General features: G+C 49.3%; 20 protein-coding genes and 1 tRNA gene. 8 read left to right on the forward strand and 13 right to left on the reverse strand.

The window, feature by feature from the left end; all coding sequences use genetic code 11:
* The 7 genes from T411_RS01000000119750 to purF all read left to right on the forward strand — a co-directional run.
* The coding region (locus tag T411_RS01000000119750) for a FimV C-terminal domain-containing protein (RefSeq protein ID WP_032473897.1) at positions 1-939 on the forward strand (939 nt) is incomplete at its 5' end.
* A 121-nt stretch (positions 940-1060) separates the two neighbouring features.
* Entirely contained in the window at positions 1061-1855 is a 795-nt protein-coding gene (gene truA, locus T411_RS0117125) for a tRNA pseudouridine(38-40) synthase TruA (RefSeq protein WP_001216995.1), read from the forward strand.
* Between the two features lie 173 nt (positions 1856-2028).
* Positions 2029-2955 (forward strand): acetyl-CoA carboxylase, carboxyltransferase subunit beta, encoded by a 927-nt coding sequence (gene accD / locus T411_RS0117130; RefSeq protein ID WP_000118596.1) that lies wholly within the window; start codon positions 2029-2031, stop codon positions 2953-2955.
* Between the two features lie 44 nt (positions 2956-2999).
* A complete protein-coding gene (gene folC, locus T411_RS0117135; RefSeq protein WP_000192370.1) occupies positions 3000-4265 on the forward strand; it encodes a bifunctional tetrahydrofolate synthase/dihydrofolate synthase in 1266 nt (421 codons plus the stop codon).
* Positions 4266-4862 carry an SPOR domain-containing protein gene (locus T411_RS0117140; RefSeq protein WP_000157055.1) on the forward strand — a complete coding sequence of 199 codons (597 nt, stop codon included), beginning with the start codon at positions 4266-4268 and terminating at the stop codon, positions 4860-4862.
* Between the two features lie 62 nt (positions 4863-4924).
* Positions 4925-5416, forward strand: coding sequence for a CvpA family protein (locus T411_RS0117145; protein WP_001104251.1), 492 nt, complete (start codon positions 4925-4927; stop codon positions 5414-5416).
* Between the two features lie 32 nt (positions 5417-5448).
* Entirely contained in the window at positions 5449-6963 is a 1515-nt protein-coding gene (gene purF / locus T411_RS0117150) for an amidophosphoribosyltransferase (RefSeq protein WP_000334237.1), read from the forward strand.
* A gap of 126 nt (positions 6964-7089) precedes the next feature.
* On the opposite strand, the gene T411_RS0117155 is transcribed toward purF, so the two are convergent.
* The 3 genes from T411_RS0117155 to T411_RS1000000121510 form a co-directional block, all read right to left on the reverse strand.
* On the reverse strand, positions 7090-8415 hold the full coding sequence (locus tag T411_RS0117155) for a Na+/H+ antiporter family protein (RefSeq protein WP_001889879.1): 1326 nt from the start codon (positions 8413-8415) through the stop codon (positions 7090-7092).
* Between the two features lie 100 nt (positions 8416-8515).
* Positions 8516-9190 (reverse strand): ribonuclease T, encoded by a 675-nt coding sequence (rnt, locus tag T411_RS0117160; RefSeq protein WP_000130223.1) that lies wholly within the window; start codon positions 9188-9190, stop codon positions 8516-8518.
* A 69-nt stretch (positions 9191-9259) separates the two neighbouring features.
* The gene (locus T411_RS1000000121510) at positions 9260-9391 is read right to left on the reverse strand and encodes a hypothetical protein (RefSeq protein ID WP_001172787.1); all 132 of its coding nucleotides are present in this window, start codon (positions 9389-9391) and stop codon (positions 9260-9262) included.
* 72 nt (positions 9392-9463) lie between these two features.
* Here T411_RS1000000121510 and motY point away from each other — a divergent pair, with 72 nt between their 5' ends.
* Complete coding sequence (motY, locus tag T411_RS0117170) at positions 9464-10348, forward strand: flagellar protein MotY (RefSeq protein ID WP_001045943.1); 885 nt, start codon at positions 9464-9466, stop codon at positions 10346-10348.
* Between the two features lie 48 nt (positions 10349-10396).
* Here the strand turns inward: motY and T411_RS0117175 are convergent, their stop codons facing one another.
* The 10 genes from T411_RS0117175 to T411_RS0117225 form a co-directional block, all read right to left on the reverse strand.
* Positions 10397-10834 (reverse strand): DUF2753 domain-containing protein, encoded by a 438-nt coding sequence (locus T411_RS0117175; RefSeq protein WP_001021926.1) that lies wholly within the window; start codon positions 10832-10834, stop codon positions 10397-10399.
* A 162-nt stretch (positions 10835-10996) separates the two neighbouring features.
* Positions 10997-11413, reverse strand: a complete 417-nt coding sequence (gene gloA / locus T411_RS0117180; protein ID WP_000064966.1) for a lactoylglutathione lyase — start codon at positions 11411-11413, stop codon at positions 10997-10999.
* Between the two features lie 40 nt (positions 11414-11453).
* Positions 11454-12095, reverse strand: coding sequence for an endonuclease III (gene nth, locus T411_RS0117185; protein ID WP_001057745.1), 642 nt, complete (start codon positions 12093-12095; stop codon positions 11454-11456).
* Positions 12096-12121: 26 nt separating this feature from the next.
* Positions 12122-12814, reverse strand: a complete 693-nt coding sequence (locus T411_RS0117190) for an electron transport complex subunit E (protein WP_001293888.1) — start codon at positions 12812-12814, stop codon at positions 12122-12124.
* Position 12815: 1 nt separating this feature from the next.
* Positions 12816-13445, reverse strand: a complete 630-nt coding sequence (gene rsxG / locus T411_RS0117195) for an electron transport complex subunit RsxG (RefSeq protein ID WP_000954366.1) — start codon at positions 13443-13445, stop codon at positions 12816-12818.
* Positions 13446-13456: 11 nt separating this feature from the next.
* Positions 13457-14503 carry an electron transport complex subunit RsxD gene (rsxD, locus tag T411_RS0117200; protein WP_000863737.1) on the reverse strand — a complete coding sequence of 349 codons (1047 nt, stop codon included), beginning with the start codon at positions 14501-14503 and terminating at the stop codon, positions 13457-13459.
* Positions 14503-16824, reverse strand: coding sequence for an electron transport complex subunit RsxC (rsxC, locus tag T411_RS0117205; RefSeq protein ID WP_000949718.1), 2322 nt, complete (start codon positions 16822-16824; stop codon positions 14503-14505). Before rsxC ends, rsxD begins: the two co-directional genes overlap by 1 nt.
* A gap of 8 nt (positions 16825-16832) precedes the next feature.
* Complete coding sequence (gene rsxB, locus T411_RS0117210) at positions 16833-17420, reverse strand: electron transport complex subunit RsxB (protein WP_000104488.1); 588 nt, start codon at positions 17418-17420, stop codon at positions 16833-16835.
* On the reverse strand, positions 17420-18001 hold the full coding sequence (gene rsxA, locus T411_RS0117215; RefSeq protein WP_000141550.1) for an electron transport complex subunit RsxA: 582 nt from the start codon (positions 17999-18001) through the stop codon (positions 17420-17422). The genes rsxB and rsxA overlap by 1 nt, the downstream gene beginning before the upstream one ends.
* A gap of 219 nt (positions 18002-18220) precedes the next feature.
* Positions 18221-18296, reverse strand: a tRNA-Asn gene (locus T411_RS0117225).
* Positions 18297-18791 lie beyond the last annotated feature (495 nt).

Consider the following 18791-nt stretch of genomic DNA (forward strand, 5'->3'; position numbering starts at 1 on the left):
GAATCAGAAGTTGAGCCGGAGCTTGAGTTGGCAAGCGTTCTCGAAGAGGAAGACTCCTTTACTGAGCTTGATGAGCTCGATTTGCCTGAGTACACTGAAAAAGACGCCTTGGCGGATGCACAGTTAGAGCCTGCCGCTGAATCGGAAGTTGAGCCAGAGCTCGGTGATGAGACAGAAACGCTAGCACAAGAGACAGAAAGTGATGCGCTGGTTGCCGATGAGGATTTACTGGCCAGTGTTGAAAGCGCAGTAGACGAGGTTCAGCCTGAACTTTTGGGCGCGACTCAAGATGTGCCACCGACACAATCTTTGGCTAACAAGGCATTTGATGAAGAAGCGCTGCACGATTGGCTGAGTGATAATCCCGATGGTGAAAAACCGTTTAGCTTTGATCGTCCACTTGATGCTAAAACGATTGATAGCGCGGGCATGGATATTGATGCCATGTTGCAAATGGGCGGCGAAGATTGGAATGGTTTCCACCTAACCCCAGATCAGCAAGCGCAGTTGCCGGATGATGTACCTGAGGATGAGCAAGCGATTTGGGCGAGTGAAACACCGGAGCCGCAAGCGAAGCCTGAAAACTGGGGATCGCAAGAGGATTTGCTGGATTTCGACCCACAGCGTGATGGCTACATGACCATCGACGAGCTCATGGCACAGGTAGAATCGGAAGAGCAAGGCTTAAATCCTGATGAAGAGGAGCTTAAGCTTGATGTGGGTCTGGATGAGTTTCCTGATGTGATTGGTGATATTCGAGATATTGATGTGGATAGTGGTGCGGAAGCAGCTGGTAAGCTGGATTTGGCCAAAATCTACATTGAAATGAACGATGAGAAAGGGGCGATTAAACTGCTCGAAGAGGCGATTGTTGACGGCGATGATGAGATTCGCCAACAAGCTAAACGGCTGATCGATGTGCTGAATGGGCGAGTGTAGCTCCCTCTGATTCTTTCGACACTTTAAAAGGCAGCTTAGCTGCCTTTTACTTTTGTAGTGATTAGAAATTTACTGGCAAACTGTTTATACTTCCCGACCCATTTTTATTGAGACAAACAGCATGAGAATCGCGTTAGGTATTGAGTATGACGGGACTCACTACTACGGTTGGCAGCGCCAGAGAGAAGTCAAAAGTGTCCAAGAAGCGTTAGAAAAGGCGCTGAGTAAGATTGCCAATCATCCAGTGGAAGTGCAGTGTGCTGGGCGAACTGATGCGGGGGTACATGGTACTGGGCAAGTGGTGCACTTTGATACCACCGCCGAACGGCAGATGGTCGCTTGGACCATGGGCGCCAACGCGAATTTGCCGAAGGATATTGCAGTACGCTGGGCGATGGCGGTTCCTGATGAATTTCATGCACGATTCAGTGCCACTGCACGCCGTTATCGTTATGTCATTTACAACCATGTTTATCGCCCGGGGATTTTGAATTCTGGTGTCAGCCATTACCACGGCGAGCTGGATGTTGAAAAAATGCAGCAAGCAGGGCAGTACTTGCTGGGGGAAAATGATTTCACCTCATTTCGTGCGGTGCATTGTCAGTCCCGTAGTCCTTGGCGTAACGTCATGCATCTGAATGTGACGCGTCACGGTCGTTATGTGGTGATTGATATTAAAGCCAATGCGTTCGTGCATCATATGGTACGCAATATCACGGGTAGCTTGATAGCCGTCGGGCGTGGTGAGCAGAAGCCAGAGTGGATTCAATGGTTATTGGCACAAAAAGATCGCACCTTAGCGGCGGCGACGGCCAAAGCGGAGGGGCTCTACTTGGTTTCTGTTGATTACCCTGCGCATTTTGGGTTGCCCGAAATGCCAATTGGGCCACTTTTCTTGCCTGATAATTTGAACTAACAGCTAGTAATTGACTCAAAAATAAACAATATTGTGCTTTGGCTAAAGCGCAGAAATAGGTACAACCAGTTTTTTGTCTACAGTTGGCATTTTCTGTGTTTTAATCCACACGCATTTTTTGTCGAATTTATCTCTCCTGCCGATGGCGGGAGATTGAGAGTAAAAGGTCTTCCATGAGTTGGCTCGAAAAGATTTTAGAGAAAAGCAACATCGTCAGTTCACGCAAAGCCTCTATCCCAGAAGGCGTTTGGACTAAATGTACATCGTGTGAACAAGTGCTTTATTACGCGGAGTTGGAGCGTAACCTAGAAGTTTGTCCTAAGTGTGATCATCACATGCGCATGAAAGCACGCCGCCGTTTGGAAACGTTTCTGGATCAAGGTGAGCGTGTTGAGCTGGGTGAAGAGCTCGAGCCACAAGACAAACTGAAATTTAAAGATTCTAAACGCTACAAAGAGCGTCTTGCTGCGGCGCAAAAAGCCAGTGGTGAGAAGGATGCTCTGGTCGTCATGAAAGGTGCTGTGCTTGGTGTTCCTGTCGTAGCGTGTGCCTTTGAGTTCTCGTTTATGGGCGGCTCAATGGGTTCTGTGGTTGGCGCTCGTTTTGTGCGTGCGGTTGAAGCGGCCATGGAACACAACTGCGGATTAATCTGTTTCTCTGCCAGCGGCGGTGCGCGTATGCAAGAGGCATTAATGTCTCTGATGCAAATGGCCAAAACCAGTGCCGCGCTAGAGCGTTTATCGGATAAAGGCTTGCCTTTCATTTCCGTGATGACCGACCCAACCATGGGCGGGGTGTCAGCGAGTTTGGCGATGCTGGGCGATATTAATATCGGTGAGCCCAAAGCATTGATCGGTTTTGCTGGTCGTCGCGTTATTGAGCAAACCGTACGTGAAGAGCTTCCAGAAGGTTTCCAACGCAGTGAGTTCCTGCTAGAGCATGGTGCGATTGATATGATCGTTGATCGCCGAGACATGCGTCAGCGTGTCGCTAGCTTACTGGCGAAAATGACTGGCCAAGCGTCTCCTCTCGTAGTTTCTGTGAACGACGCGCCAAATGAAGCGCCTTATGCGGTACCAGAAGCCAATAAAAAAGGGTAAAGTAAGCGCTAACTAAACCAACGGATTCTATGGTTGTACGTTAGATGACTCAAAAGCCTGTTCCTCAAGCCACATCTCCACTCGCGGTGTGGCTTGATTATTTAGCCCACATACACACTTCCGCCATTGATCTCGGCCTAGAACGTGTTCAAGCCGTCGCTCAAAAAGCCAAACTCACCAAACCAGCGCCCACCGTTATCACGGTGGCGGGCACCAATGGTAAAGGTTCCACCTGTGCATTAATGGAAGCGATTCTATTGCAAGCGGGTTATTCCGTTGGCGTGTACAGTTCTCCGCACTTGATTCGCTATAACGAGCGTGTACGCATCAATGCCCAAGATCTTGCCGATGAGATGCACACCCAAGCGTTTGCGCATATTGAGCAAGAGCGCGGTGACATAAGCTTAAGCCTATTTGAATTCGGTACACTCGCCGCTCTTTATCTTTTTGAGCAGCAGAAAGTCGATGTGTTGCTGCTTGAAGTGGGGTTGGGGGGCCGTTTAGATGCGACCAACGTTGTCGATCACGATGTCAGTGTCATCACCAGCTTAGCGCTGGATCATACCGATTGGCTTGGCAATGACATCGCTGTGATTGGTTATGAGAAAGCGGGCATCTTCCGTTCAGGAAAGCCTGCGATTTGTGGGCAGCCTAAGCCACCCGCAACCGTTGCTGCGCATGCCGATGATATCGGCGCTAAACTGCATCAGGTGGAAATCCAATTTAGTTATGAGAAAACCTCAGCAACGACTTGGAATTGGCGTAGTGGCCGCTTTGAATTGACCGATCTTCCTATCCCATCTCTGCCGTTACCGAATGCGGCAACGGCTTTAATGGCGCTGGGTTGCTCTGGGCTTGCCATCAGCGATATTAATATCGTGGATGGGCTACGGAATGCCCAATTAGCGGGACGAATGCAGGTGATTAGCCATCAACCTACGATAGTGCTTGATGTCGCACATAACCCGCACTCAGCCCATTATCTGGTTCAGCAACTGACACAACGCTACCCAGAGCGCACCATTCATCTGGTGTTTGGGATGTTGCATGACAAAGATATTGCTTCAACGGTGGCCGAGTTAATTCCGGCGGTTACTCATTGGTATCCCGCTTCGTTGTCTGGCCCTCGTGCGGCTACAGCGGCGCAGCTCTGTCAGTATTTACCTGCGGATATTACTCAATATGCCAATCCTGTGTCGGCATTTGAAGCCGCGTTGACACAGGCTGGGGCACAAGATGTCATTGTAGTTGCGGGCTCTTTCCATACGGTAGGTGAAGTGCTTGAACATTGGCAAAAGAGAGGGGAATAAATGGCCAGTAAATTTCAAAGCCGTTTAGTTGGCACCATAGTGTTGGTCGCCATCGGCGTGATTGTGCTGCCCGATGTGCTTGATGGTAAGAAAACGCATTTTAAAGAAGAGATTGCCAGCGTCCCAATTAAACCGCAGCCGGAAGGCGAGGTAGAAAAGTTTGAAGTGCTGGATCCGGTGCAAGATGATATTGCCTTACCTGAAGCGCCGGTTTCCGTCACTCAGACGGGGCAGGATAATCAAGCCAGTGTTGCACCAGTAACGCCGACGGTGGTGAAAAACAGTGCGCCAGTCAAAGTGGCAGCAGAGCAGCCTGTGCCCGTGACGGTCACTGAGGTTCCAGAAACGAATGAATACCAAGATTCCGCGTGGATCATTCAGTTAGTGGCACTGAAAAATGCCGATAATGCACGCAATCTCGTGGCTGACTTACAAAAGCGTGGTTACCAAGCGCATGTCAAACAAGAGAATGATTTCACCCGAGTGATTATTGGTCCTGATGTTTCAAAATCTAAGTTAGAAACCCAACTCGTGGAATTGGAAAAAATTACCGGTGCTAAAGGTCAATTGCTCAAATTTAAACCACTAAACCCATAAGAAAACGTTTGCGTCGCGTTTTTTTCTGTTAAAATGCGCGCCAACTTAAGATGTAAGAACTCATGAACTGGTTAGATATTGTCATTTTAAGTGTGATCGGCTTGTCTGCGCTGATCAGTCTTGTTCGCGGCTTTGCCAAAGAAGCCTTGTCTTTAGTGATTTGGTTTGGGGCGTTTTATATCGCTTCGGAGTACTACGCCAAACTGGCGGTGTATTTCACCAACATTAAAGATGACATGTTTCGCAATGGAGCGGCGATTGCGGCTCTGTTTGTGGCGACATTGATCGTCGGTGCTATCGTTAACTACGTGATTGCCCAACTGGTCGAAAAAACAGGACTCTCAGGAACCGACAGAATTCTCGGTGTGGTGTTTGGTGCACTACGTGGAGTGTTGATTGTCGCAGCAGGTCTGTTCTTCATGGATGCGTTTACCGCATTTCCAAATACAGAGTGGTGGAAAAGCTCGCAGCTAGTGCCTGAATTCAGTCGCGTTATTGCTCCGTTCTTTGAACACCTAAAAGCAACATCAAGTTTTCTCTCTGGCGCGATTTAGCGCCGGAGACGGTTGAAATCGAGGATTAGGACATGTGTGGTATTGTTGGAATCGTGGGTACAACGCCTGTAAACCAGTCAATTTATGACGCTTTGACGGTCTTGCAGCATCGTGGCCAAGATGCCGCGGGTATTTGTACCATAGAAAGCAATCGTTTTCGTCTGCGTAAGGCAAACGGATTAGTCAGGGATGTCTTTGAAGCGAAACACATGCAACGCCTGCAAGGCAACGTCGGGATCGGCCATGTGCGTTACCCCACCGCAGGTAGCTCTAGCGCCTCAGAAGCTCAACCTTTCTATGTCAACTCTCCTTTCGGTATCACACTTGCTCACAACGGTAATCTGACCAACGCGAACCAAGTGCGTCAAAAGCTGTTTGAAAAAGACCGTCGTCATGTGAATACCACTTCGGATTCAGAGGTGTTGCTCAATGTCCTGGCTCATGAAATTGATACCGTAAAGGGCAATGTCACCGCCGAAGATGTGTTCCGTGCAATCAGCAATGTTCACCGTACCATTCGTGGTGCTTATGCGGTGGCGGCGATGATCATTGGTCACGGTATGATTGCGTTTCGTGACCCACACGGTATTCGCCCATTGTGTCTCGGTAAGCGTGAAGTTAATGGTCAGCTCGAATATATGGTCGCCTCCGAATCGGTCGCACTGGATGCGGTTGGGTTCGACTTCGTGCGAGATGTCGCGCCCGGTGAAGCGATTTATGCCACTTTCGACGGTGAGCTCTACACCAAACAGTGTGCCGATAATCCAGCACTCAACCCATGCATCTTTGAATTTGTCTACTTTGCGCGCCCAGATTCGTTTATCGACAAGATTTCCGTTTACAGCGCTCGTGTAGAGATGGGTAAGCGTTTAGGTGAGCGCATCAAAAACGATTACAGCGATCTCGATATCGATGTAGTCATCCCGATTCCTGAAACCTCTTGTGATATCGCCCTACAAATTGCACAGGCGATTGATAAACCATATCGCCAAGGCTTTGTTAAAAACCGCTATGTTGGTCGAACCTTTATCATGCCGGGTCAGCAGCAACGTAAGAAATCGGTACGCCGCAAACTCAATGCGATTCGCTCAGAGTTTAAAGATAAAAACGTACTACTGGTGGATGATTCTATCGTGCGTGGCACTACCTCAGAGCAGATCATTGAGATGGCTCGTGATTCTGGGGCGAAGAAAGTCTACATCGTCTCTGCTGCCCCTGAGATTCGCTTCCCGAACGTGTATGGTATTGATATGCCAAGTGCCAATGAGCTGATTGCTCATGGTCGTGATAACGATGCTATCTGTAAGCAGATTGGTGCTGATGCCTTGATATTCCAAACTTTAGAGGATTTGGTGGAAGCGGTTCGCTGTGGCAACCCTGATATCGTCAAGTTTGAAGCTTCGGTCTTTAATGGCGAATACGTGACGGGTGACATCGATCAGCAGTACTTAGATTTTCTCGAGTCAATGCGCAGTGATGACGCGAAAGTGCAGCGTGAAATTCAACAAGATCTGGCTAACCTTGAGCTGCATAACGAAGGTGCTTAAGCAAATAACGGGTTCGGATCATCATCAAAAAGGCTTCCTGCGGGAAGCCTTTTTCGTTATCCCCCTCACGACCGCTACGCTTGGGTGAGGGGATGAGGTGATGGTTGGACTCTTGGTTAGCGGAGGTTACAGCACCATGGCGGCAATCCAACCGAATACGATGAGTGGCAGATTGTAGTGAATAAAGGTTGGCACAACGGTTTCCCAAATATGCTCGTGCTGACCATCCGCATTGAGGCCGGATGTTGGGCCTAAGGTTGAATCGGACGCAGGAGATCCTGCATCTCCTAACGCAGCGGCGGTACCGACCAGAGCAACGGTGGCCATTGGGGAAAAACCAAACGAAAGACACAGCGGCACATAGATGGTTGCGATGATCGGAATGGTCGAGAATGACGAGCCGATGCCCATAGTCACCAACAAGCCTACGACTAACATCAGCAGAGCTGCTAGAGCTTTATTGTCACCAATGCTGGTGGAAAGCGAAGTGACCAGTGTTTCAACGCCGCCAGTGGCTTTCATCACTGCGGCAAAACCGGCCGCAGAAATCATGATAAAGCCAATCATCGCCATCATATGCACGCCTCTTGTGAACACATCATGCGTCTCTTTCCACGCAATCACGCCCCCAAAAGTGAATACCATAAAGCCTGCTAGTGCGCCAATGATCATAGACCCCGTCAACAATTGCACCGCTAATGCAGCCACAATGCCGACACCCGCAATCGCGATATGCTGTTTATTGATCGACGAGCTTTCTTGTTGCACTACGGTCAATTCCGTTTCTTGATACTCACGAGGTTTGCGATAGCTAAAAAGTACCGCCAGCAACAGACCAAAAATCATCCCAGCTGCGGGCAAAATCATCGCCGTGGGAACTTGGCTTGCGGTGATGCTTTCCAAACCATTTTCATGCAGGTTTTTTAGCAAAATGTTGTTGAGGAAAATGCCGCCAAAACCGACGGGAAGCACCATGTAGGGGGTGATCAAGCCAAAAGTGAGGACGCAGGCGACTAAGCGACGGTCGAGTTTCAGCTTAGCAAAGACACTCAGGAGCGGCGGGATCAAAATGGGGATAAACGCAATGTGGACGGGGATGACGTTTTGTGAGGCCATCGCCATCAGCAGCAAAGAGATGAGTACGAGGTATTTTAACCCGGTTGATGCTGCGTGGCTTTCTTGGCCGTGAATGCGACGAATCACGCTTTGCGCCAGTAAATCGGTGATCCCCGATTTCGAAATGGCCACCGCAAAGGTGCCAAGCATGGCGTAACTCAGGGCGATCGTGGCGCCACCACCCAAACCGCTTTCAAATGCGGCAACGGTTTCATTCAAACTCATACCAGCGACTAAACCACCGATCACGGCACTGAACGTCAAAGCAACCACGACGTTCACCCGCATCAGGGCTAGCAGCAGCATGACACAAACGGAAATGACTACTGGATTCATATTTTTTCTCGGGATGTTGTGTATCCCCAGCCCACTTGAAGAAGCAAGAAGGGTAGGGATGGGCCTGATTGGTTAAAGCGGTTCATGGGTAGAACGAGCTTCAATCTAAATCGGCATCGTTGTTATTGTCCTCATCATCATTGACCAATGGCCAGCCACCTAAAGCTTTCCACTGGTTGACAATGGTGCAGAACAGCTCTGCAGTTTTTTGGGTATCGTACAAGGCGGAATGTGCCTCGCGATTGTCAAATTCCATCCCAGCAGTTTTACAGGCTTTAGCCAGCACGGTCTGCCCGAAAGCAAGACCACTTAGCGTTGCCGTGTCAAACGTGGCAAAGGGATGGAAAGGAACACGTTTTAATTTACAACGTTCGCTCGCGGCCATCACGAAACTGTGATCGAAATGCGCGTTATGCGCCACAATAATGGCGCGGCTGCAATCTGCGGCTTTTTGCTCTTTGCGAACCAGTTTGTAAATCTCTTTTAATGCATGATCTTCACTCACCGCCCCCCGTAGTGGGCTAAACGGATCGTAAATGCCGGTAAATTCTAGTGCGGCTTTTTCGAGATTCGCGCCTTCAAAGGGTTCGACATGAAAATGGATAGTACTTGCTGGGTGTAAATCGCCGTTTTCATCCATACTCAAGGTGACAGCACAAATTTCTAAAAGCGCATCGGTTTGCGCATTGAATCCTGCGGTCTCTACATCGATAACCACAGGAAAATAGCCACGAAAGCGTTTTTTCAAGGTTAGCGCGTCATTTTTATCAGTCATGCGGGTTCTAAATTGTGTGATAAGGCTGGCATTATTGCAGATTCTGCGGTGGAGCAAAACCTAGCTTATCTAAATCGCGGCAATTAATTGTTCAATAAAGAGAAGCGATAAGGTTGAAAGGAATGCATTCACGGCTGTTTTGCGGTAACCAAGTTGTTTGGGAACCGTCATGCCTGTATCGTGCTGGCTAGATTTTTGCATCATCTCCACCAAGTCTCGCAGGCGGCAAATTATCGCCTGAGCATGCAGTATCAGTAGTGAGAAAAAGTATTTATGAATAAATGGGTTATCACAAGTTTGTTTGCCATAAGCATGTTATCAGCGTCTGTCGCTTCGGCGTTGGAAGTGCGTTATGTGGCAACACCACAACAGTCTACGTGGCAAATGGCAACCAATACTCCGTTGGAATGCCGCCTTGTGCACCCGATCCCCAACTATGGTGACGCCGAGTTTTCGTCTCGCGCTGGCAAGAAAATCAATCTCGACTTTGAATTAAAAATGCGTCGCCCAATGGGGGATACCCGTAATGTCAGCCTAGTCTCTATGCCTCCGGTTTGGCGGCCGGGGGAAGGCGCAGATCGCATCACGAATCTGCAGTTTTTCAAACAGTTTGATGGTTATATTGGTGGACAGACCGCGTGGTCGTTACTCAGTGAACTGGAAAAGGGGCGCTACCCGACCTTCAGTTATCAAGATTGGCAAAGCCGCGATCAACGTATTGAGGTTGCGCTCTCTTCAGTGCTGTTTCAGCAACCCTACAATGAGTTTAGTGACTGTATTTCTAAGCTATTGCCTTACAGCTTTGAAGACATCTCGTTTACGATTTTACACTACGACCAAGGCACCAGTGTTGAGTTGAATAAAGCGTCACAAAAGCGTTTGGCACAGATCGCTGAATATGTACGCTATAACCAAGATATTGATTTAGTGCTGGTTTCCACCTATACCGATTCCACGGACACCAATAACAATAGCCAAAATTTGTCGGAACAACGGGCTGAGGTACTGCGTGAATACTTTAAATCGATCGGGTTGCCGGAAGATCGTATTCAAGTGCAGGGCTATGGCAAACGTCGGCCGATCGCCGATAATGCTTCGCCGATTGGTAAAGACAAAAACCGCCGCGTGGTGATTTCACTAGGCCGAACTCAGGTGTGATAGCGAGTCACACCTGAATTGGGAGAGCGCATTGGTTGGGTGATACCGTTAATTGAGGCGAAATTGAGCAATAATCTCGCATTTCGAGGCGGTATCTATATGTTGCACCATGCGTGCGATCTCTGGATTAGGGTGGCGCTTCATAAAATCGAGCAGCGCTTTACGGCAGCAGCCTAGAGAGTCAACAAAAGCTTCACAACCCGGTTTATGGCACTGAGGGATGAGCGTGAGGACGCGCTCTGAGGCCAGTTGTAGGTATTTAAGCTCGTATTGGTTATCGCCTATGGTGCGCCAAAACTTGGCCATGTTGTGGCAAGAGATAACCGAGATCATCATGCGATCTTCCATGTCAATCTCTTCACTTTCATCCAACTGTTGGCTGACGGTGAGCGCTTGTTGATAGTGAAGAATGCTGCGCAGGTGGTCTGACTCCTGCATAGCGATATCGGCTAATAGGGTATGCCTTTCCCACTCTTTTATATTCATCACACCTTCTCCTTAATTATCTGTTGCCTCAGATTAATTGATAATTATTATCATGTAAATGACAGGAATTGTGTGGGAATTACGCATTGTAGAGAAAGGGTGAAAGAACAGCGCGCAAAAAAATGCCGTCCATAAGACGGCATCATGCATCAGAATCGGCGATTAGCCTTCAAGACCAGCATGGGCTTGCTTGTTTTGGATAAGCTCAATCATGTAACCATCAGGGTCTTTCACGAAAGCGATGTGAGTTGTCCCGCCTTTCACTGGGCCTGGTTCACGGGTTACAATGCCTCCCGCTGCTTTGATGGTATCGCAAGTCGCATAAATATCATCAACCCCAATCGCGATATGGCCGTATGCGTTGCCTTTCTCATAGTCCGCCACGCCCCAGTTGTAGGTCAGTTCAATGACCGCACCTTGGGATTCATCACCATAACCTAAGAAGGCGAGGGTGTATTTGTACTCAGTATTCTCATTTTTGCGCAGCAGGCTCATACCCATCACTTGAGTATAGAATTCGATCGATTTATCCAAATCGCCGACGCGTAGCATGGTGTGCAAAATACGATGGTTGGACATTAAGAGCTCCTTACTTTCCGGATAACGGTTTTTTGGGAAATTAGCTTTCTGGGTACACTTTATCTTTGAATTCACAAAGATCTTCGATAATGCAACTGCCACAACGTGGTTTGCGCGCGACACAGGTGTAACGGCCATGCAGAATCAGCCAGTGGTGCACATCGAGTTTAAACTCATTAGGTACGACTTTGAGTAGCTTGTGCTCTACTTCGTCGACGTTTTTGCCGACCGCAAATTTGGTGCGATTGGAGACGCGAAAGATGTGCGTATCGACCGCAATAGTCGGCCAGCCAAAGGCTGTATTCAACACCACATTGGCGGTTTTACGCCCAACGCCTGGCAGCGCTTCTAATGCTTCACGATCTTCCGGCACTTCACCTTGATGCTTTTCAAGCAAAATACGGCAAGTTTTGATGACGTTTTCGGCTTTAGAGTTAAATAAACCAATGGTTTTTATGTACTCTTTGACGCCATCAACACCTAGATCAAGCATGGCTTGTGGCGTATTGGCCACTGCATACAGTTTATCGGTGGCTTTGTTGACGCTGACATCGGTTGCTTGCGCGGAGAGCAGCACAGCAATCAGCAACTCAAAGGGGGAGTTCCAGTTTAATTCGGTTTCGGGTTTTGGGTTGTTAGCCCTCAGCCGTTCTAAAATTTCAATCCGTTTCGCGTTATTCATTAGACGGGTTGGCTTCCTTGATCTGGTTAGACATTGGTCACGCGTGCACGCTCTATGGCTTGCTTTTGTTGTTTTGGTTGGCGAGCGGCAATCTGTTTATCAATCACGCTTTTAGCGGCGATCAAAAAGCCAACGCCGATGAAGGCACCGGGGGGCAGCAGTGCCAGCAAAAAGGCGCTGTCAAAGTGAAACACTTCGATGCGTAGAACTTTAGCCCATTCTCCGAGTAGGAGGTCCGCGCCATCGAACAGCGTGCCATTGCCGATGATTTCGCGCAGTGATCCGAGCACAACCAGTACTGAGGTCATCCCCAATCCCATCCAAAATCCGTCTAACGCGGCTGGGAGCACATCATTTTTTGAAGCAAACGCTTCAGCACGACCTATGATAATGCAGTTGGTCACAATCAGCGGAATAAAAATGCCGAGCGAGAGATAAAGCCCGTAAGCGTAGGCGTTCATCAGTAACTGTACGCAAGTCACCAGCGAAGCGATGATCATCACGAACACCGGAATTCGGACTTCTTTCGGCACATAATCACGCACGAGAGAGACGGTGACATTCGAGCCGACGAGAACAAGAAGCGTGGCAATGCCTAATCCGAGGGCATTGGTCACGGTGGAGGAAACGGCGAGCAGCGGACACAATCCCAGTAATTGCACTAAGGCTGGGTTGTTGTTCCACATGCCATTTAACATCAGAGTTCGGTTTTCACTCATGTTATTGACCCTCACACGGATTCGGCTGATTGTGCAGCTGTTGTTGATGTTGGTTGACATACTCCACGGCTTTTTTGACCGCCAGTACGACAGCGCGAGGAGTAATGGTTGCACCCGTAAATTGGTCAAACTGACCGCCATCTTTACGTACTTTCCAGTCATCCTGATTATCGGCGGTGACTTGTTGGCCGTTAAAGCCTAATACCCAATTACTGATCCGTAAATCAATCTTATCACCTAGCCCCGGTGTTTCTTGGTGGGCAAGTACACGCACACCAAGTACGGTGCCGTTATTGGCGATCCCGACGATCAATTTTATTTCACCGTTATAACCATCGGGGGCAATGGTCTCAATCGCAATGGCTGTGGGCTGGCCGTCACGTTGCGCCAGATAAGCATGCATGGGTTTGGCTGTACCGAGTTTGTCATCATTGACTAAAGTACAGGCTTGCGCCAGAGGGTTATCGTGATACTTATGTGGGATCACTTGGTTGAGAACCTGCAGTAGCTGCTTTTGCTCTTGTTGTTGAATTTGCTCTGCGGTGAGGGCGTATGTCAGCGCCACCAAACCCGTTGAAACACAGGCAAAGACGGCGAGGATCAGGCCATTTTTTCGAATTGCTGTCAGCATAAGTCGCGCTCTTAGTGTCCGTAAGTTCTCGGTTTGGTGTAGTAGTCAATCAGCGGTACGCACATGTTGGCGAGCAGTACGGCAAAGGCGACACCATCAGGGAAGCCGCCCCAACTACGGATCAGAAACACCATTGCACCGATGAAGAAACCGTAAATCAAGCGGCCTTTATCCGTCGTGCTGGCGCTGACCGGATCGGTCGCGATAAAAAATGCGCCCAGCATGGTTGCGCCCGAGAGTAGGTGGATCATGGGGGACGCGGTTGTTCCCGGTGCAAAAAGTTGTGCCAGTAACGCTGTGAAAACCAAACCTGCCAGCATTGCCACTGGAATGTGCCAACGGATAATACGCAGTTTCAGCAGAATCAGGCCACCGAGTAGATAGGCAATATTGACCCATTCCCAACCGATACCCGCAAAGCCACTAAACTGAGGCTGGGTCAAGGTTTCACTCATGGTGTGTCCTGCTTTGAGCGAGGTCTTGATCGCATCGAGCGGGGTTGCCATGGTAATGCCATCGATGCCCGTACGGATTTGCTGTAGCGATAGACCATCACTGTCAAAACCGCCGAAGATCAGTGAGAACGAGTCTACCAGTGAGCTGGGTTCGGCGGTTAATTTGATGGGCGCCATCCAACTGGTCATCTGAACCGGAAAGGAGATCAACAACACTACGTAGGCGATCATCGCTGGGTTAAAAGGGTTTTGCCCAAGTCCACCATACAAATGTTTGGCAATCACGATCGCAAAAATCAGACCGATCACGACGACCCACCATGGTGAGAGGGGCGGGATAGCGACCGCGAGTAACCATGCGGTAACCACCGCGCTGTAATCGCGCAGTGCTGAGATTGGTGATCGTTTACGCAGCAGCATAATGCCCGCTTCGAGTGCCACTGCGACCGAGATGGCCAGCAGTAACTGGATCAGTGTGCCGTAGCCAAAAAAGTAAGTCTGAGCGATCAGGCCGGGCAGTGCGCAGACTAATACCCAACGCATAACGTCAGCCGTGCTGCGCTTACTGCGTAAATGTGGGGAGCTAGCAATAAAGAAGGCCACTAGTCTTTCTCCTCAGCGTTTAAATTAGATGATGATTGTTGGGCGGCTTTCCGTGCTTTGGCGCGAGCAATCGCGGCGGCCACCGCAGCTTTTTTCGGGTCAGCGTCGTCACTGCTTGGCGTGGCTTGTTCTGGCTGAGCTGTACTTTTGGTTTCCTGCTGCTCTGCTTTACGCGCTTTAGCGCGAGCAATAGCGGCAGCGACCGCAGCTTTTTTCGGGTCAGCGTCGTCACTGCTTGGCGTGGCTTGAGCTGGCTGAGCTGTGCTTTCGGTTTCCTGCTGCTCTGCTTTACGCGCTTTAGCGCGAGCAATAGCGGCAGCGACCGCAGCTTTTTTCGGATCAGCCTCGTCACTGCTTGGCGTGGCTTGTGCTGGCTGAGCTGTGCTTTCGGTTCCCTGCTCTGCTTTACGCGCTTTGGCGCGAGCAATGGCGGCGGCGACCGCAGCTTTTTTCGGATCAGCATCGTCACTGCTTGGTGTGGCTTGTGCTGGCTGAGCTGCGCTTTCGGTTTCCTGCTGCTCCGCTTTACGCGCTTTGGCGCGAGCAATCGCTGCAGCGACAGCCGATTTCTTATCGTCCGCACCATCACTGGTTGATGCTTCAGTCACTTCACCTTTTTGTGCCTTGCGTTCCCGAGCTTGGCGTTTACGCTCTTCACGTAGTTTAGCCATTTCACTATTATCAGGCTCACTGGCACCACTTTGCGCTGCTTCTGCCTGTTTGGCTTTAGCGCGTGCAATCGCAGCCGCAATAGCCGGTTTTACGCTGTTATCGGTTGGCTCGAGCTGAGCTTTTTGGGCTTTAACCCGTTCAATGGCCGCCGCAATCGCATCGGAGCCACCTTGCTGCTGCATCTCTTTGCGGCGATCTTCCGCCGCTTGCTTGAAGCGATTTTCACGCTCCGCTTTATCCCGCTCCATGCGCGCTTTTTTCTCTTCGAAGCGTGCTTTTGCTCGTTCAGCGGCTTCCGCTTCTAAGCTGCGGGTACGAATTTCTGCTTTGGCTTGGCGATAGTACTGCACCAACGGAATTTCACTCGGGCAGACATAAGCACAAGCGCCGCATTCAATACAGTCTTTTAGATCGAGCTCTTCGCACTTATCAAATTCTTCGGCTTTCGCGTGCCACTGTAACTGCTGTGGTAATAGCGATACCGGACAGGCTTCGGCGCATTGACCGCAGCGGATACACGCCATCTCATTATCACTACTGGTTAACTCATTGCGTGTAGGCGCAAGAATACAGTTAGCGGTTTTAGTGATCGGCACTTGCGCATGGGGTAGAGTGAAGCCCATCATCGGGCCGCCCATGATGAGACGCGGCAGCTTTTTATCGGCTTTGTAGCCAAACTCATTGAGCAGCGCTTGGACAGGCGTGCCGAGCAATGCCCAAACGTTACGTGGTTTACGGAAACAATCGCCGGTGAGTGTCACTACACGGCGGATCAGAGGTTCACCATGTACAATCGCGCGCGCAATCGCCTGCAATGAGCCGACATTTTGCACCATTAAACCGATATCGGCAGGAATACCACCTTTCGGAACTTCCAAGTTAGTCAGGATTTTGATGAGTTGTTTCTCACCACCAGACGGGTATTTGGTTGGGATAACGCGGATCACCATCGGTTTGTCTTGCGCGGCTTGCTGCAGCGCTGCAACGGCTTCCGGTTTGTTATCTTCAATCCCGATGATGGTGAGTTTAGGCTTTAGAATGTGCTCAACAATCTCGATTCCCTGAATAATTTCATGGGCATATTGACGCATTAACACATCATCTGCGGTGATATAAGGCTCACACTCGGCGGCGTTAATGATCAAGATTTCGGTGCGCGAAAGCCCAGATTGCAGTTTCTTCGCAGTTGGGAAACCTGCGCCACCCATACCTGAGATACCGGCCTGACGGATCAGCTCCAACAGTGTTTCAGGGGTCAACTGCTGAAAATCCGGCTGCGGCTGCAACTCAAACCACTCTTCTTGTTGGTCTGGCGTTAGTACGATACACAGCTCACTCAAACCGGAAGGGTGAGCGACGGTACGTGGCTCAATAGCGCTAATAACGCCTGAAGTTGGTGCATGAATCGGCAACATGAAGGTCGACGTATATTGCGTCAGCGGCTGGCCTTTTAAAACGCGATCGCCCACTTTCACCAGTAGATCGCCGGCCTTACCAATGTGCTGCTTGAGTGGCAGTACCAGCTCATTCGGAATGCTCGCATTGATAATCGGCTGACGGTTGGATTGGTGTTTATTTTCAAACGGATGAATGCCGCCGGGGAAGTCCCAAAGCTTACCTGATTTGATTTGTTCGATTAATGACAACATACCCATCCTTAATTCGCACTTTTCTGCGCAGCAGGCGCAGAATCGGTCACATTGACCACAGGGATGGCATTGAGTTGCCACTTCCAGCTCTCTGGCGTGGTTTGTACCGGGATCATTTCAATACAGTCGGTCGGGCAAGGCGCGACGCACAGGTCACAACCCGTGCACTCATTTTTGATCACTGTGTGTACGGCTTTGTTACCGCCCACAATCGCATCGACCGGGCAAGCCTGAATACACTTGGTGCAGCCGATACACATGTCTTCATGAATAAAGGCGACCATTTTGACTTTGTTGTCCAGATCGTGGGCGGAGTCTTGCACTTCGACACCCATCAAATCTGCAAGTTTTTCAATGGTCGCTTGGCCACCCGGAGGGCATTTGTTAATCGCATCACCATTAGCAATGGCTTCGGCGTAAGGGCGACATCCGGGGTAGCCGCATTGGCCACATTGGGTTTGTGGCAAGATAGCATCTATTTGGTCCACGATAGGGTCGGCTTCTACCTTAAAGCGAATCGAAGCAAAGCCGAGTATGGCTCCAAACACGGCGGCCAATGCCGCCAGCGCAATAACAGCGATGACTATGGTACTCATTACAGTTTCACCAATCCGGTAAAGCCCATAAAGGCCAAAGACATTAAACCTGCGGTGATCATCGCAATGGATGCGCCCTTAAAGGGAGCGGGGACATCGGCTACATGGATTCGCTCACGCATTGAAGCGAACAAGATGAGCACCAGCGAGAAGCCAACAGCAGCGCCAAAACCATAAATGATCGATTGAATAAAGTTGTGATTTTCGTTGATGTTGAGCAGCGCAACCCCTAATACCGCACAGTTGGTGGTGATGAGTGGCAGGAAAATGCCCAGCAGGCGATAGAGTGTCGGACTGGTTTTGTGCACCACCATTTCGGTGAACTGTACTACGACAGCGATCACCAAAATAAAGCTCATGGTGCGCAGATACTCAATGCCGAGCGGACGTAACACGTAACTTTCCACCAGATAAGCGCACACCGAAGCTAAGGTGAGGACGAATGTCGTCGCCAACCCCATGCCAATGGCGGTCTCTAGTTTTTTTGATACGCCCATAAAAGGACATAAGCCCAAAAACTTCACCAGTACAAAGTTATTGACCAGCACGGTGCCGATTAACAACAAAAGATATTCGGTCATAGTTATATAAATGTTTGCTTCCGATCCCGGCATTATCCTGCTTTGCCAAAGCAATAACAACCAAGGAAAGATAAGGTTTTAGGTAGATGGAGATAAATTATACGCAATAAGTGGCAAATGGGATGCGAATGGCAGGGATTGATAAGAGATCTTGACGGGAATCTTGCAGAGAAAAACATCAATAAAAAAGCCCAGTCGTTACTGACTGGGCTCTAAATTTGGCTCCTCCTGCGGGACTCGAACCTGCGACATACGGATTAACAGTCCGCCGTTCTACCGACTGAACTAAGGAGGAATAGTTTCGGCGCGGATTTTAACGACCCAACTAGTGGGTGTCAATGATTTTCAATGAAAAAAAGCGCACTTTTTTATGTCGTAAAGGGTTTACTTTTTTGTATCCCTTACCGCTATTGAGCTGTATTCACTTATCCACCAAAATTGTGGATAAGTGTGTTAATGGATCTTGAGTTAATGTTTGAGCGAATAAGTCTTGAGTAAATACTCAGTTTGATTTTGGTGTGGTATTTTCGTTAAGTATTTATTTTTTTGGGGAATTTTTAGCTTTTCCACAGTGGTAACTCAGCTCAGTAAATCGATGAATTACAGACAAGAAAATGCGTTCAGAAGAAAATCTGGGGAAAACAGGTGGATTATTTTTTGGATCAAGAGTGGCGCTAGGCCGATGTAGGGCTGAGGATGTTAGCAAACCTCTATTGAGGAAGCTAGGAATATTTTCACGAAGATTAAGATCTGCCCCACAGGAACTACGAAATCTGTTTACACCACGTTG

The sequence above is a fragment of the Vibrio cholerae ATCC 14035 genome (genome assembly GCF_000621645.1).
GTDB classification, from domain to species: domain Bacteria; phylum Pseudomonadota; class Gammaproteobacteria; order Enterobacterales; family Vibrionaceae; genus Vibrio; species Vibrio cholerae.

Coding starts and splice junctions, on each gene's coding strand:
- rnt (WP_000130223.1), bottom strand. CDS start 9,190: ATGACTGATAAAAATGACGCGCTAACCTTGAAAAAACGCTTTCGTGGC.
- rsxG (WP_000954366.1), bottom strand. CDS start 13,445: ATGCTGACAGCAATTCGAAAAAATGGCCTGATCCTCGCCGTCTTTGCC.
- rsxA (WP_000141550.1), bottom strand. CDS start 18,001: ATGACCGAATATCTTTTGTTGTTAATCGGCACCGTGCTGGTCAATAAC.
- T411_RS0117190 (WP_001293888.1), bottom strand. CDS start 12,814: ATGAGTGAAAACCGAACTCTGATGTTAAATGGCATGTGGAACAACAAC.
- motY (WP_001045943.1), top strand. CDS start 9,464: ATGAATAAATGGGTTATCACAAGTTTGTTTGCCATAAGCATGTTATCA.
- folC (WP_000192370.1), top strand. CDS start 3,000: ATGACTCAAAAGCCTGTTCCTCAAGCCACATCTCCACTCGCGGTGTGG.
- T411_RS1000000121510 (WP_001172787.1), bottom strand. CDS start 9,391: ATGCAAAAATCTAGCCAGCACGATACAGGCATGACGGTTCCCAAACAA.
- truA (WP_001216995.1), top strand. CDS start 1,061: ATGAGAATCGCGTTAGGTATTGAGTATGACGGGACTCACTACTACGGT.
- accD (WP_000118596.1), top strand. CDS start 2,029: ATGAGTTGGCTCGAAAAGATTTTAGAGAAAAGCAACATCGTCAGTTCA.
- rsxC (WP_000949718.1), bottom strand. CDS start 16,824: ATGTTGTCATTAATCGAACAAATCAAATCAGGTAAGCTTTGGGACTTC.
- rsxB (WP_000104488.1), bottom strand. CDS start 17,420: ATGAGTACCATAGTCATCGCTGTTATTGCGCTGGCGGCATTGGCCGCC.
- gloA (WP_000064966.1), bottom strand. CDS start 11,413: ATGTCCAACCATCGTATTTTGCACACCATGCTACGCGTCGGCGATTTG.
- T411_RS0117175 (WP_001021926.1), bottom strand. CDS start 10,834: ATGAATATAAAAGAGTGGGAAAGGCATACCCTATTAGCCGATATCGCT.
- T411_RS0117155 (WP_001889879.1), bottom strand. CDS start 8,415: ATGAATCCAGTAGTCATTTCCGTTTGTGTCATGCTGCTGCTAGCCCTG.
- T411_RS0117140 (WP_000157055.1), top strand. CDS start 4,266: ATGGCCAGTAAATTTCAAAGCCGTTTAGTTGGCACCATAGTGTTGGTC.
- T411_RS0117145 (WP_001104251.1), top strand. CDS start 4,925: ATGAACTGGTTAGATATTGTCATTTTAAGTGTGATCGGCTTGTCTGCG.
- purF (WP_000334237.1), top strand. CDS start 5,449: ATGTGTGGTATTGTTGGAATCGTGGGTACAACGCCTGTAAACCAGTCA.
- nth (WP_001057745.1), bottom strand. CDS start 12,095: ATGAATAACGCGAAACGGATTGAAATTTTAGAACGGCTGAGGGCTAAC.